Consider the following 14,306-nt stretch of genomic DNA (forward strand, 5'->3'; position numbering starts at 1 on the left):
CCATCATTTGAATACGGATGTGCTATGAAGCGGCTGGACACGGGACTTCGGATCAAGGTAGGCCTTTGCGTTGTTGATGGCGATTGGGGCTTCGCCGAGACCGACCGCAATCAGCTTGACCTTGCCGTCATAAGTTGTGACATCGCCGGCCGCATAGATCCCTTCGATATTGGTCTCCATCTTGGTGTTTACGAGGATCGAGTTTTTATCCATTTCAAGTCCCCATTCCTTGAGCGGACCGAGCGAAGAGACGTTTCCATAGTTGACGATCACATGGTCGGCATGGAGATTTGTCTCGTCGCCTTCCTTGCTGACGAGCACGACCTCATTCAGCTTGCCCTCTTCTCCCTGCAGAATCTTCACGTTATGCGAGGTTTTCACTTCGACGGTCGATTCATGGAGTTTTGTGACACTTGTTTCGTGGGCCGTGAATCGTTCACGCCGATGGACAAGCGTTACTTTATCCGCAACTTCTTCGAGCATCATTGCCCAGTCCACCGCGGAGTCTCCTCCTCCGCATACCAGGACTTCCGTGCCCCGGAAGCTGGAAAGGTCCTTGACACCATAGTGCAAACTCTTGCCTTCAAAGCTTTCTGCTCCCTGGACGTTGAGTTTGCGGGGCTGGAAGGCTCCTACTCCCGCGGTGATCAGCACCGTGCGGGAATAGTGAACACCTTTGTCCGTTTCAATGACGAACAAGTCCCCATCGCGATTTGCTGCGAGTACAGTCTCACCCAGGCAAATTTCCGGTTTGCCGTATTTAGCCTGTTCCTCCAGGTTGGCAACCAGATCTTTTGCAAGGATTTTTGGGAAGCCGCCGACATCGTAGATATATTTATCCGGATACAGCTCAGAAAGCTGACCGCCCAGCTGTGGAAGGCTATCGAGAATTTTGACTTTCATTTCGCGCATTCCTGCGTAGAATGAGGCAAAGAGCCCTGTAGGTCCTCCACCAATAATCGTTATATCAAAAACTTCATGTTCATTTTCCAACATTATTCACTCCTATTTCAGTTGCGGCTGAGAGTTCTATTCAGTACACATTATAACGGTAACCCGCGTCATTAGAAAACACATTGCTTTGACTTTTCCCGTGCATCGGCTGCTGCCTTGCTTTAAAATAGAAACCGGATGAAAAATATCGGAAAATCACAGCAGAAAGGTTGTTTTAATGTGGGAAAGCGGGAGGACATCTACGAGTATATCATCAGCAAAAAAGAAGAAATGGCAGATGAATGGCTTGAACGGAGCACCGGCAGCGGAGAAGAATCAGTCTTCCGATCCGATGAGAAAGGCAAATTGCACATTCAACACGACCAGCTGATTGAAACTGTCAGCCGGATTTTCATCGAAGACAACAATGACTTTAAACTACATATCGATAACTGGTCGGAAGCCGTCGCCTCCCATTGGGTTAAAAGCGGTGTGACCATGCATGAGACAATTGCGCAGTTCCGCCTGATCCGGGGAGATTATTGGTACAGTGTCAAAAACTATATCCTGTCTGAGAAGCAGGGCTTTTCGATTGAAGATGCTTTTTATTGGAGCAATGTTGTAAATGATGCCTTTGACTTCATCATGGAGAACTTTGCCCGACACTTTGAAGACGCCCACAAAAAGATCCTCACTTCCCAGCAGCAGATGATCACCGAGCTGAGCAGTCCCGTCATTCCGGTAAAGCGCGGCATTGGCATCCTCCCTCTTGTCGGAGACATCGATACATACCGTGCGCGGATTATTCTTGAAACCGGTCTGGAACAGGCTGCAACTCAAAAGTTGGACATGCTTTTTATCGACCTCTCTGCCGTCCCGATCGTCGATACAATGGTGGCTCATCAGCTGTTCCAGCTGATCGACGCACTGAGGCTGATCGGCGTGGAAGCTATCCTGTCAGGAATCCGTCCGGAAATAGCACAGACCGCCGTCCAGCTCGGAATCGAGTTCCGCGGCATCAAGACACAGGCTACTCTTATGAATGCACTTGAACGATACAGCTGAACGGCTTCTGCCCTTCCCTCCCGACGGAGCGGGAGGGCTTTTCTGTACCGAAATCGATTTTCACAATTCTCCGCCGATTGCCATTGCAAATTGGGCCGCACTAATCAAAAATAGAAAAGAAGGCTATTTTTGAAGGGGGAGTGGTTTTGGTGGCCACATTCAAAGACTATGAATACAAGCGACCGGAAATGGAAGCACTCAAGGCGGAATGGAACAAGCTTCTGGAACGGTTCCGGCAATCCGCTACCGCCGATGAACAGGACCGGGTGATCCGGGAAATGAACTGCCTGGCAGATGACTTCTCCACAGCATCTAATCTGGTGTATATCCGGTCGTCCATCGACACAAGTGATGCGTATTACGAAGAGCAACGGGATTACTTCAATGAGATCGGCCCCGAGTTTGATGAGCTAAATACCGCTTTCTATAAAGAACTGGTTGCAACTCCGTACCGGGCAGAGCTTGAAAAGCGCTGGGGAACGCAGCTGTTCACCATCGCCGATCAGAAAATACGCTCTTTCAAGGCCGATGCCATCCCTCTCCTCCAGCAGGAAAACAAGCTGGCTTCCGAATATGCGAAGCTGATCGCTTCGGCACAAATCGAATTCGACGGCAAGACACTGACATTGGCCCAGCTCGGCCCCTATGCACAGTCAACAGACCGGGAAGTTAGGAAAGCCGCCAATGAAGCACGGTTCGGCTTTTTCAGCAGTCACAAGGATGAGTTCGATGGGATCTATCAGAAGCTGGTCGAGGTCCGCCATAAAATCGCCCAGATCCTTGGCTACAAGGATTTCGTGGAAGTCGGGTATTTGAGGATGAACCGAATTGGGTATGACCGGGAGATGGTAAAAAGCTTCCGTGAACAGGTCAAGCAGCACATCGTACCTCTTGCTACCCGGTTATATGAACGTCAGGCAGCCCGGATTGGCGTGGACCGCCTCACCTTCCATGACGAAGGACTGAACTTTGTCACCGGAAATGCTGTTCCGAAGGGCGATCCGGAATGGATCATCGAAAACGGAAAAAAGATGTATGATGAGCTTTCACCGGAGACTTCGGAGTTCTTCCGGTTCATGATGGATCGGGACTTGATGGATCTCGTCGCCAAAAAAGGAAAAGAAGGCGGCGGTTACTGCACGTTTATCGATAACTATGACTCCCCGTTTATCTTCTCGAACTTTAATGGCACATCCGATGATATCGACGTCCTCACCCATGAAGCGGGTCACGCATTCCAGGTCTACTCCAGCCGGGGAATCGGGGTGCCAGAGTATATCTGGCCAACGAGTGAAGGTGCCGAGATCCACTCGATGAGCATGGAGTTCTTCACATGGCCATGGATGGAACAGTTCTTCAAAGAAGACACCGAGAAGTATAAGTTCAGCCACCTCAGCTCTGCACTGCTATTTCTGCCATACGGTGTAGCCGTCGATGAATTCCAGCATCTCATCTATGAAAATCCGGGAATGACACCGGAAGAACGTAAAGCAACCTGGAAGAGGCTTGAGGCAGAGTATCTCCCCCATCGCGATTACGAAGGCTTCGAGTATCTTGAAGAAGGCGGGTTCTGGCAGCGCCAGGCCCATATTTATGAAGTGCCGTTCTACTACATCGACTACTGTCTCGCCCAGATTTGCGCGCTCCAGTTCTGGAAGCGATCCCGGGAAGAGCATGAAGCGGCGTGGGCGGATTACCTGCATCTTTGCCGCCTGGGAGGTTCCTTGCCGTTCACAGAACTGGTCAGGGAAGCAAATCTGATTTCCCCATTCGAAGACGGCTGCATCGAATCCGTCATCGGACCGATCACCGAATGGCTGGATTCCGTGGATGATCAGGCACTTTAAGTCTGAGTAGATAAGAAAAAGGACAGGTCAGCAGGCCTGTCCTTTTCTAATTGGATCGATGCGTCTGATTTATCTGATTTGAACGAAGAAATTTACTTCGTATACCGAACAAAATATCCTTCATTTTTGATAATTGTTATTTTATGATAACTTATGAAAATAAATAATTGGGAGGGTCATCCAATGAATAAAAAATGGATTGCCATGGGTGCTGCCGCAGTGCTGCTTCTCGGAGCATGCGGAACAAAACCGGCGGATATCAAAGATGTATCTGCAGATGCGGAAAGTTTTAAGAAAGCGGCTGACATTGATGCGCCTGATGCATACAGCGAGGACTTCCTTCTCGACACAAGCATCTTCATGTCGGAAATCGCGGAACACACCGGTGTACTGAACAGTTATGTGGAAGCGGCAATCGAAAACGGAACAGTTGAAGATGAAGAAGCAGTGAAGGAAGCCATAAGCGCCTACACGGATTTCGCTTCCGCCTTCGAGCTGAAGGGCGAGTCGGAAACAGAAAAGGAAATTGAGGAGATTGCCGGTGAAATCGGCGACAACATGAACACGTATATCGAATACATCGAAGACTATCTTGAAGAGCCGAAAGAACTTCACAATACAACGCTCGATAGCGCGAAATCACGAGTGATGCGCCTTGCGGGAGATATGAGTTCGGATCTGGCCGACAACGGTGCACAACCGGCTTTCGAAGATCTAAAAGAGCAGTTTGACGCGCTTCATTACAATGCCGACTTTGACGGATTCAAGGGCAACTTCGCTGTATCCGAGGATTCATCTCAATAATGGCGTAGAAATTCTAGCCAGGGCAACTGGCAGTCTGCAGTCGCTATGTTAAATAATCGCAAAACAAGCTCCCGTCAAACAGACTGTTCGACGGGAGCTTTTATGCATACCAAAGGTTCTCGATTTTTTTCCTGGATATGATTCCTATGGTTATGCCAGGCGTGGTGGACGGGTCTCTGACTCCCTTTTTCTCTGAACAGCCCAAATTGCTGCGATCACCAGAATCCCAACGATGTTGGTGATCATATCCGGATCGATCAAACATAATCCTCCGATGATCAAAAGCAGCCGTTCCCACCAACTGGATGGGCCGACGAAATAGCCTATCAGCCCGCTGCTCACTCCTGCCATGCCAATCAGTGCAGTCAAGATGGCGATGGATATGCCAAGGAACGTTGCATCAACGCCGACCAGCATCGGATTATAGACGAAAATGTAAGGAATGATGAATGCCGCAATGGCAAGCTTCACCGCTGTGACACCAGTCTTGAATGGGTTGGCCCTCGCAATACCTGCACCTGCGTAGGCCGCCAGGCAAACAGGCGGCGTGATGTCCGCCACAATGCCAAAGTAAAAGACAAACATATGAGCCGCAATCGGAGCAACTCCGAAGTCATTGATTAATGCGGGAGCTGCGATGGTCGCGGTCACCACATAATTGGCTGTTGTCGGAAGGCCCATTCCGAGGACAATACAGGCGATCATTGTGAAAATAAGTGCCAGGATTAGAGATCCACTGGCCAGCGCGATGATTCCCGCAGCAAATTTGGATCCGAGCCCAGTCATACTGACGACTCCGGCAATGATGCCTGCCGTCGCCACCGCAGCGATGACAGGCAGCGCCACACGAGCCCCCTCCTCAAGCACCCTGACCGTTCCGCGCAGAGACATTCGGGTGTCTTTTCTGATCAGGCTCACCAAAAAGGCAGATAAAATGCCGTACAAGGCGGCGCGTTGAGGGGTAAATCCGATGAGGATTGTGCCGATGATGACGACCAGTGGCACAAGCATATATCCGTTTTTCAGCAGAAGCTGTTTAAAAATCGGCAACTGTTCTTTCGGCATCCCGCTAATCCCGAGCCGCTTCGCTTCGTAGTGTGTCCCTATAAATATCCCTGCAAAATAAAGAATCGCCGGAATGACGGCGGCAGCCATGATGTCCGTATACGGAACTCCAAGGTATTCCATCATGATGAAGGCAGCGGCACCCATGAGCGGCGGCATGATTTGTCCGCCAGTGGATGCAGAAGCTTCCGTTGCGGCTGCAAACTCTGGTTTGAAACCGGATTTCTTCATCATCGGTATCGTAAACGAACCGGAAGCGACAGTATTGCCGACAGAACTTCCGGAGATCATCCCCTGGAGCGCACTAGCCGTTACTGCGGCTTTGGCCGTTCCCCCTGTAAATCTGCCAGTCAATGAGTAGGCAATATCATTGAAGAATTGCCCAATCTTCGTATGGACCAGCATAACCCCGAAAAACAAAAACAGAAAAATGAATTTCGCGGAAATTTGGATTGGCGTCCCGAATACACCGCTTTCCCTATACCAAAGATTCGTCGCAGTGCGTTCAAATGAAAATCCTGCATGGGAGAGAATCTGAGTCGGAACGTATTTGCCGAATACCGCATAGGCAATCATCACTGAAGCGACAATGACAATAGGAAGTCCGACTGTACGCCTGGTTGCCTCCAACACCAGAAGTATACCCGCCACCGATATGATGACGTCGGGTGTACTGTATCCGGAAATCCTGCTCTGCAGGATTGAATCAAAAAAGAAGATCTTATGGTAAGTGACGTACATGGCAGTGAAGGCTAGAATGACATCATACCAAGGAACGCCTTGTTGCTTTTTCTGGAGCCCGGCCTTCGCGGGAAACAGCAGAAAGATGATTCCTAAAGCTGTCCCTAAATGTACCGCGCCCTGCTTTTGCGAGGGCAGCATTCCAAAATAAGCCGTATAGAGATGGAAAACTGTCAACGAAACCCCGAGGAAAGTAACGATCCATGCCCATTTTCCGAGATTTGTTCGAACGTGGCTTTCTTTATCGTATTTTTCCAGCATTTCACGTGCATCTACCTGTTGCTCATTGCTTCCCATCCCTTCGTCCTCCTTCCAAGAAAAAAGACAAAGAGGGAGACGACCCTTCCTCTTTGCCTCCCCCCTATCTTAGTTCAGATCTTCAAAGCCATTGATGCCGCTTGCTTCTCTCGTGACAATCTGGACAACTTCAGGATAAATATGGCCGATGAATGCCGCATTTGGGACTTCGTTGTCCGCAAAGTCCTGTTCTCCGTTCACCGCAAACAGGGCGGTCTCATGAACGGTCATCCCCAAATCCATATTCCCATCACGGATTGTTGCCATGTTTTCAATTGATGCCCCAGTCTCTGTGTTAGTGATATTGATGCCGTCGATGGTCTGATTCCAGATTGTCGCCATTTCTCCTCCGAGCGGATAGTAGGTCCCACCCTGGCTTCCTGTTCCCAGAATCAGCTCTTTCTTGGATCCGTCAGCAGAGACTTCTGCCACTGGATTCTCCACGGTCAGCCCTTGTTCTTCATAATAGCGCTTTGCGCCGGGATGGATTGGCAGCCCTTCCGATCCTTTGAGGGCATTTTCAAGTGTCATCTCTTTTGCTTGGGCATGAGTATTTTCACTTGCCTTCTCAATCATGGTTTCCGTGATCTGATAGCCGGTTTCTTCATCAATTGTATCCGTGTTTGCCATAAGGATGGCGTAAGCCGTTACGGTTTGAACATCTTCTTCCTGGAACTCATACGTGCCTGCAGGAATTGTCATCGCTTTGTATTGTGTGTTTTCTTCAATATGGGTGACGGCTTCTTCTGTTAGACTGATCAGTTTGACGTCTCCAGCCGCCGATTGGAGATTTTCGATGCTGGCAGCCGGCAGGCCGAGAATTCCGATCGAGATGTCGATATTCCCATCTTGCACGCCGTCAGCAGCATCCCCGAATCCTTCCTGAAATTCTTTGTAGTCTCCTTCTTCCAAGCCGTACGCTTCAAAAATCACTTTAGAAAGTCCATTAGTTGCGCTGGCAGGAGGGCCGATTGCGATATTTGCCCCGCTTCCTCCACCGCTACTCTCACCGCCACAAGCCGATAGTGCCAGCAGACTCACCACTAGCACCGCCACCTGCCAAAGTCTCTTCCCTTTCATTGGTCGTCCCCCTTTATGTGATGTATACGCATCCCACAGGTGACTGCACAGAGAAGTTCTCCTTTAATTATATGAATCTTCTAACACATTTGCAATATTTTGATGAAAACGCTTACCGAAATAGATCTGACAAAGAAAAACGGGACGGCGTGTTTACAAACCACACCGTCCCGTTTCCCGTTACCAGATACTTGGTTTGACGACCATAAAGTAAAGCATGAGCATCAGCAGCAGAATATAAATCCAAAGTTTTCTGTTGAGGATCCTCAGCAGACGCACACGATCCTTCCCGTCTTCTTTAAGTTCCATAATGACCGGCTTAAATGCCCGTGCCAAAAAGATGATGGAGGCAAGCATGACCAAAATCGTCATGGCCACCCAAGAGGTCGTCCACATGTACCCGGATGAAAGAATCAGCAGGACGCCGGACAAAACAAGAAGATGTCCCGCATGTTTCACAATCCGCACCGCCGATTGGAAAACCGTCAATTGGATATCCAGGGCGGCCTGATCGGCAACCTTCATTCTTCCGATCAACGGAACGAGGACAAAAAACGGTCCGATCGAAAGTGCCGCACTGAAGACATGCAAATACAAAATCAGTTGATAGTAAACACTCATTCCCCTTTATCGCCCGCTTTGATCGGGCTAACCGCGGACGCCCCCACCCCTGCATTCTTCATGCAAGACTGCAGATCTCTATATTTCATGTTGCTCTCTCCCTGATGTCAGATAAAGAAACCGGCTTTTTTCGCTTCAAACTCCAGCTCTTCCCTGAAGTTCGGATGAGCGATGGAGATGAGCCGACGGGCCCTTTCAGAAAACGGCTGTCCGTACAGGTCGGCGATTCCGTACTCTGTGACGATCGATCCGACCGAGTTCTTGGATGTAGTCACGACAGAACCGGGTGTGAGCGCCACTTTGATGCGTGACAGAGTATCGTTTTTCGCAGTGGAGTGAAGGCAGATAAAGCCCTTTCCGTTCCTGGAAAAACGGATACCATTTGCAAAGTCGGCCTGGCCGCCGCTAAGCGAATAATATTTTCCGGCTACCGTCTCTGAAGCCGCCTGGCCATAAAGATCGATTTCAGTGGATGCATTGATCGAGACCATCTGATCTTCCAGGGCGATTTTTGCTGGATTATTGACGATATGGACAGGCTGGAATTCCACACCAGGATTGTCATGGAGGAAGTCGTACAGTTTCTGGTCGCCGAGAGCGAACGTGCAGACAATTTTTCCGCGATTCGTCACCTTCCTCGTGCCGTCTACCGCTCCGGCATTATACAGATCGACGACGCTGTTCGTCAGCATTTCTGTATGGATGCCAAGGTGGCGGTGATCTTTCAGCCTGGACAAGACGGCATTCGGAATGGCGCCGATACCGACCTGGATGGTGTCACCATCTTCAATGCGCTCCACGACCCTTTGGGCAATCGCGATATCCTTATCGGTAACAGGAGGGGCTTCCACCTGTACCAATGGTGAATTGTCGCGGATATAGCCTCTGATCTGACTGATATGGATCTGGTTTTGGCCGAATGTTCTCGGCATGTTTTCGTTCACTTCGAGGACAAAAGGCACCTTCCCGATAAACTCCGCGACATAGTCCGCGTTCGTCCCGAGAGAAAAGTAGCCGTGTGCGTCCATCGGGGAAGCCTTTGCCAAAACCAGCGACAGCTTGGTTGTCCGTTTCAGCAGGTAAGGGACATCCGAAAAATTGTTCGGCACCAGTTCGATGGTTCCATTATGGTAGGCTTTCCGTGTTGCCCCGCTGAGAAAGTAGGACACGTGGTTCAGCTTTCCGTTGAATGCTCCGTTGATGTATCGGCGTTCCCGAATCACATGCATCTGATGGACCCGCACGCCTTCAAAACTATCAGCATGCGCCTCCAGGATATCTAGGAGACGGACCGGTTCACCGTTTGCAATCGGAACAACCAGGTCATCTCCAGGCTTAATGAGCGAAAGGAATTCCTGCTCTATCATTTCTTTAGTCATAGGTTTGTCTCACTCCAATCCGTTTGACTGTTTCATCATCATGATCGTACCACAGCAGGGCTGTATCATTAACTGCCGGCGCACTGTTGTCACTCAACTGCCGTACAATTGGCCGATATGCAGCCCTCCGTCTTCAGTCAGGCTTTCAGTATTTCCGAGAAACCTTGTGGAGAAACATTTCCTCCCGACAACACCGCAACCGTTTTCCTTCCGGCTATGCCTGACTTTCCGGATAGGAGGCCGGCGACGGATACCGCACCGGACGGTTCCACCACCTGTTTGGATGCCTGGAAAAGGATTGTGCAAGCTTCCGCAATTTCTTTTTCCGAAACCGTAATGAGGAGATCAAGATGTTTCTGCAGAATCGGGAATGTCAGTTCACCGGGAATCGAAGTTCGCAGGCCATCTGCAATTGTCCCGCTCGGGCCGATGGCAACCCTCGTACCCGCTTCCAGTGAGCGCTTCGTGTCGTCCGCCATTTCCGGTTCCACACCGATCACAAGGATATCCGGGTTAAGCTGTTTAATCGCGCAGACAATGCCGGCTGCTAGTCCCCCGCCGCCGACCGGAACAAAGACCGCTTCACAGCCGGGAACCTGAGAGATGATCTCCATGCCTGTAGTCCCCTGCCCCGCGATGATATCCGGATCATCGTATGGAGGCACAAAAACGCCGCCGCTCTCTTTTGCTATCCTGAGTGCTTCCGGTATCCGCTCTGCCGAAGTCAGTCCGCACCGGACCACCCGGCCTCCGTATGCTTCAATTGCTGATATTTTCACAGGCGAGGCATCTTCCGGCACAACGATTGTCGCCTGTATGCCTGATTTCCCGGCAATATAGGCGACTGCCTGACCATGGTTGCCCGAGGATGCCGCCACTACATGGCTGGCTCCTCCGCGGACGGCCTTCAGAACTTTGTTCGATGCCCCTCGAATCTTGAACGTTCCCGTTTTCTGCAGATGTTCTCCCTTAAGATATACTTCATTGCCCGCCAGCTCATTGAGCCTCATTGAAGTCAGCACCGGTGTGCGGTGGACGATGCCACCAATTTCTTCAGCCGCTTCCCTGATCTTGTCCATCCCGATCATTGTCATCCCCCCTGATATCTTCCTATATATAGTTTACGTTCCCTGTAATCGGCAGGGCAACCATGACAGTTGTCATGCGCAACTGTTTACACATGTGCCTGTTTTCTGAATACACTTCCGGGTAACCTAGAGTTAACATCATTACGATCGGGAGGCAATTATGAGCAGAGAAAAAACGATTCAGCTCCGAAAAAGCGTCAAGCCCTTTGAAACGACCGATAAGAAGGCCAGCATCATCCAGATCCTCAATACGATCCCTCCGTTTTTCATTCTTTGGGCACTTGCCTACATGAGCCTGTCAGTGTCAGTCTGGCTTGCGGTCGGACTGTCTGTAATTGCTGCAGGTTTTCTCGTCAGGACGTTCATCATTTTCCACGATTGCACCCACGGTTCGTTCTTCAAGAACAAGAAAGCCAATGATACTCTTGGGACGATCACCGGAATCATGACCTTGTTCCCCTACGAAAAGTGGAAGCGCGAGCACTCGATCCACCATGCGACGAGCGGCAATCTCGACAAGCGCGGAACAGGCGATATCTGGGTCATGACCGTTGAAGAGTACCGTGCTGCAACACCGCTTCAGAGACTCGGCTACCGGCTTTACCGGAATCCGATCGTCATGTTCGGGTTCGGGCCTCTCTATCTGTTCCTTGTATCCGGACGCTTTAACCGTAAGGATGCCAAGCCAAAAGAACGCCGCAATACATGGTTCATTAATGTGGCAGTCATTGTCATCTACACCGTCACCGCTCTTCTCGTCGGGTGGAAAGCATTCCTCCTGATCCATGGAACGATCATGTTTGTGGGCGGGATGCTCGGAATCTGGCTGTTCTACGTCCAGCATCAATTCGAGGATTCGTATTTTGAAGATGAATCGGAATGGGACTACGTGAAAGCTGCCGTTGACGGAAGTTCCTACTATAAACTTCCGCTCGTGCTTCAGTGGGTCACGGGCAACATCGGTTATCACCACGTCCACCACCTTGCGCCGCGCGTTCCGAACTACAAGCTTGAAGAAGCCCATGAGTCTGTCGAGCCATTGCAGAAAGCGACGACCATCACACTCAAAACAAGCCTTGAATCACTCCGCTTTAAGCTGTTTGATGAAGCGAACAAGCGATTTATCACTTTCCGTGAACTGAAGACCTCCGCGCCGGCACGCACACGCGCCGCACTGGGCGAAGCCATGAGCCGGCCAAAGCCCGATGCGAGGAAATCCTAATGAACAGCCGCCCGGAACAATCCGGTGCGGCTGTCCGCATTTCCGGAGTCTGGTATAATGCAGAAAACAGACTGATGGGACTGAAGGCATCCGTGCAGAAATGGTATCAACTGTATCCCAAAAACCGATGGTTCAATATTTACGCATGGATTTTCTTTTTGGCCATGCCGTTCTTTTTCATCTTCAGGACCATGTCAGCAAGAGAAATCGGCATCGGAATCATTTTGTTCGCGCTCTTCCTGGTGGCCTACAAATTTTCTTTTACCCAGAATACAGGGGTCCGCTATACCTGTCTGACCTTCGAGATCCTGATCAGTTTCACGCTGACCGTGGCATTCGGCTACATCTACTTTTTCCTGTTCCTTGCCCTGTTTATCGGGGAAATCAGGAGACGGACACCGTTCTTCCTGTTCTACTCGTTTAATATTGCGGCATCCGTCGCCGCGCTTGTTTTGGTCATCTTCACCGAACCGGAAATCTTCAGGACACAATATTCGTTCCTGATCATGTCGGTGATCGGCGTTATCCTGATCCCATTCCATAAATACAGCCGGCACCGCCAGGAAGTTCTTGAAGAGAAACTTGAAGATGCCAACCGCCTGATCGGCGAACTTCTTGTTCACGAGGAGCGGCAGCGTATCGCAAGGGATCTCCATGACACGCTTGGACAAAAACTGTCGCTGATCGGGATGAAGAGTGATCTTGCCTCAAGACTTGCCGGAAGGGATGCGGACCGTGCAGAAAAAGAAATGCTCGATGTCCGCCAGACGGCGAGGACTGCATTGAAAGAAGTTCGGGACTTGGTTTCAGGCATGCGCGGCACGACTCTCCAAATCGAACTCGCCAGAGCTACACAAATTCTTGACGCGGCTGATATCGGGATCACCATCGAAAATAGCATGGACAATTTCGATCCCGGCCCCCTGATCGATGACGTGATGGGTATGTGCCTGATGGAGGCTGTGACAAATGTCGTCCGTCACAGCAGTGCCTCAAACTGCGTGATCCGTCTTGCTGAAACCGGTTCGGGCATCCGGATGGAAGTTAGCGACGACGGAACCGGTATAGGTACACAGCCGGTTCGGGGGAATGGTCTCCGCGGAATGCGGGAACGCCTTGAATTCGTTAATGGCACACTGATTGTGGATGGACGGGGGCCGCTCGGCGGTACCCTCCTTCAGATTGAAGTGCCTGATGTAATCCAGGAAGGGAGAAAGGAAGAGATAGGATGATCAGGATTGTGATCGCGGAAGATCAGCGCCTTCTTCTTGGCGCGCTCGCTTCCCTGCTTGATCTCGAAGAAGATATGATAGTCGTCGGTCAGGCCGCAGACGGTGCCGAGGCAGTGCGGCTAGTCCGGGCGGAAAATCCCGATATCTGCATCATGGACATCGAAATGCCGGTCATGACGGGACTGGACGCAGCGGAAGAACTGAAAGATCATCCCTGTAAGTTCATCATCCTCACAACATTTGCCCGGGCCGGTTATTTTGAACGGGCCCGCCATGCACACGTCGACGGCTATCTCCTGAAAGACAGCCCAAGCGAAGAGCTTGCCGACTCGATACGTTCGATTGTGGACGGCAGGAAAATCTATGCCCCGGAGCTTGTCGACATGGCTTTCAGCAATCCGAATCCCCTCACTTCGAGGGAAGCGGAAGTGATGGAACTGATCGCCGAAGGCAAAGAAACAAAAGAAATCGCGGAGGCCCTGTTTCTGACGACGGGCACCGTCCGGAACTACATCTCCACCATCCTCGACAAGCTGAATGCCGCTAACAGGATAGAAGCCGTTGCCAGGTTCCGGGAAAACGGATGGTTCCGTGGAAAGTGATTTCCCCTAGCCTCTGAATCCTTACCGGCAACCGGATGCTTAATTGCATCCGGTTGCCGGTTTGATTTTTGTCAGAAAGGTTTTCAGGTGACCTTCCGTGGTAAACGCCTAATAGACAGGGAGGTGCGAACAATTGTTTTTTGACAGTTGGAATGCCATCGGCAGAGTTCTTGTCACAGGAGTCATTTCGTATCCAGTACTAATAATATTTCTTAGAGTTTCAGGAAAGCGGTCTCTTTCCAAAATGAACATGTTCGACTTCGTCGTGACCATTGCAATCGGTTCAGTATTGGCGACGACCCTGTTGGACAAAAAGACACCTCTCGCAAG

Annotated in this window: 12 protein-coding genes and 1 pseudogene; 7 read left to right on the forward strand and 6 right to left on the reverse strand. The window is 50.5% G+C overall.

Annotated elements, in window-relative coordinates; translation table 11 throughout:
- Window positions 1–3: 3 nt before the first annotated feature.
- On the reverse strand, window positions 4–996 hold the full coding sequence (locus AC6CHQ_RS04570; protein WP_092051570.1) for an NAD(P)/FAD-dependent oxidoreductase: 993 nt from the start codon (window positions 994–996) through the stop codon (window positions 4–6).
- A 177-nt stretch (window positions 997–1,173) separates the two neighbouring features.
- Between AC6CHQ_RS04570 and AC6CHQ_RS04575 the strand changes: the two genes are divergently transcribed.
- The 3 genes from AC6CHQ_RS04575 to AC6CHQ_RS04585 all read left to right on the forward strand — a co-directional run bounded on the left by AC6CHQ_RS04575 (window position 1,174) and on the right by AC6CHQ_RS04585 (window position 4,649).
- The gene (locus AC6CHQ_RS04575; protein ID WP_349773642.1) at window positions 1,174–1,998 is read left to right on the forward strand and encodes an STAS domain-containing protein; all 825 of its coding nucleotides are present in this window, start codon (window positions 1,174–1,176) and stop codon (window positions 1,996–1,998) included.
- Window positions 1,999–2,147: 149 nt separating this feature from the next.
- Window positions 2,148–3,845, forward strand: coding sequence for a M3 family oligoendopeptidase (locus AC6CHQ_RS04580; RefSeq protein ID WP_498080978.1), 1,698 nt, complete (start codon window positions 2,148–2,150; stop codon window positions 3,843–3,845).
- 183 nt (window positions 3,846–4,028) lie between these two features.
- Entirely contained in the window at window positions 4,029–4,649 is a 621-nt protein-coding gene (locus AC6CHQ_RS04585; RefSeq protein WP_251238506.1) for a hypothetical protein, read from the forward strand.
- 150 nt (window positions 4,650–4,799) lie between these two features.
- On the opposite strand, the gene AC6CHQ_RS04590 is transcribed toward AC6CHQ_RS04585, so the two are convergent.
- The 5 genes from AC6CHQ_RS04590 to AC6CHQ_RS04610 all read right to left on the reverse strand — a co-directional run bounded on the left by AC6CHQ_RS04590 (window position 4,800) and on the right by AC6CHQ_RS04610 (window position 10,920).
- Window positions 4,800–6,752 (reverse strand): TRAP transporter permease, encoded by a 1,953-nt coding sequence (locus AC6CHQ_RS04590; RefSeq protein WP_251238505.1) that lies wholly within the window; start codon window positions 6,750–6,752, stop codon window positions 4,800–4,802.
- Between the two features lie 69 nt (window positions 6,753–6,821).
- Window positions 6,822–7,883: a TAXI family TRAP transporter solute-binding subunit gene (locus tag AC6CHQ_RS04595; protein ID WP_498080979.1), complete on the reverse strand. Its 1,062-nt coding sequence runs from the start codon at window positions 7,881–7,883 to the stop codon at window positions 6,822–6,824.
- A gap of 129 nt (window positions 7,884–8,012) precedes the next feature.
- The gene (locus AC6CHQ_RS04600; protein WP_498080971.1) at window positions 8,013–8,453 is read right to left on the reverse strand and encodes a hypothetical protein; all 441 of its coding nucleotides are present in this window, start codon (window positions 8,451–8,453) and stop codon (window positions 8,013–8,015) included.
- A 107-nt stretch (window positions 8,454–8,560) separates the two neighbouring features.
- Window positions 8,561–9,832: an acetyl-CoA hydrolase/transferase family protein gene (locus AC6CHQ_RS04605; RefSeq protein ID WP_251238502.1), complete on the reverse strand. Its 1,272-nt coding sequence runs from the start codon at window positions 9,830–9,832 to the stop codon at window positions 8,561–8,563.
- Window positions 9,833–9,969: 137 nt separating this feature from the next.
- Window positions 9,970–10,920, reverse strand: coding sequence for a threonine ammonia-lyase (locus AC6CHQ_RS04610; RefSeq protein ID WP_251238501.1), 951 nt, complete (start codon window positions 10,918–10,920; stop codon window positions 9,970–9,972).
- A 160-nt stretch (window positions 10,921–11,080) separates the two neighbouring features.
- On the opposite strand from AC6CHQ_RS04610, the gene desA reads away from it, so the two are divergent.
- The 4 genes and pseudogenes from desA to AC6CHQ_RS04630 all read left to right on the forward strand — a co-directional run.
- Window positions 11,081–12,142 (forward strand): Delta(5) desaturase DesA, encoded by a 1,062-nt coding sequence (desA, locus tag AC6CHQ_RS04615; protein ID WP_092051590.1) that lies wholly within the window; start codon window positions 11,081–11,083, stop codon window positions 12,140–12,142.
- Window positions 12,142–13,374 (forward strand): sensor histidine kinase, encoded by a 1,233-nt coding sequence (locus AC6CHQ_RS04620; protein ID WP_498080972.1) that lies wholly within the window; start codon window positions 12,142–12,144, stop codon window positions 13,372–13,374. The genes desA and AC6CHQ_RS04620 overlap by 1 nt, the downstream gene beginning before the upstream one ends.
- Window positions 13,371–13,976, forward strand: coding sequence for a response regulator transcription factor (locus AC6CHQ_RS04625; RefSeq protein WP_092051594.1), 606 nt, complete (start codon window positions 13,371–13,373; stop codon window positions 13,974–13,976). The genes AC6CHQ_RS04620 and AC6CHQ_RS04625 overlap by 4 nt, the downstream gene beginning before the upstream one ends.
- Before the next feature lie 133 nt (window positions 13,977–14,109).
- Window positions 14,110–14,306, forward strand: a pseudogene (locus tag AC6CHQ_RS04630) (DUF421 domain-containing protein); the annotation flags it as partial.

This window comes from Bhargavaea sp. GQ12, assembly GCF_059758705.1.

Coding starts and splice junctions, on each gene's coding strand:
- AC6CHQ_RS04570 (WP_092051570.1), bottom strand. CDS start 996: ATGTTGGAAAATGAACATGAAGTTTTTGATATAACGATTATTGGTGGA.
- AC6CHQ_RS04585 (WP_251238506.1), top strand. CDS start 4,029: ATGAATAAAAAATGGATTGCCATGGGTGCTGCCGCAGTGCTGCTTCTC.
- AC6CHQ_RS04590 (WP_251238505.1), bottom strand. CDS start 6,752: ATGGGAAGCAATGAGCAACAGGTAGATGCACGTGAAATGCTGGAAAAA.
- AC6CHQ_RS04600 (WP_498080971.1), bottom strand. CDS start 8,453: ATGAGTGTTTACTATCAACTGATTTTGTATTTGCATGTCTTCAGTGCG.
- AC6CHQ_RS04605 (WP_251238502.1), bottom strand. CDS start 9,832: ATGACTAAAGAAATGATAGAGCAGGAATTCCTTTCGCTCATTAAGCCT.
- AC6CHQ_RS04610 (WP_251238501.1), bottom strand. CDS start 10,920: ATGATCGGGATGGACAAGATCAGGGAAGCGGCTGAAGAAATTGGTGGC.
- desA (WP_092051590.1), top strand. CDS start 11,081: ATGAGCAGAGAAAAAACGATTCAGCTCCGAAAAAGCGTCAAGCCCTTT.
- AC6CHQ_RS04620 (WP_498080972.1), top strand. CDS start 12,142: ATGAACAGCCGCCCGGAACAATCCGGTGCGGCTGTCCGCATTTCCGGA.
- AC6CHQ_RS04625 (WP_092051594.1), top strand. CDS start 13,371: ATGATCAGGATTGTGATCGCGGAAGATCAGCGCCTTCTTCTTGGCGCG.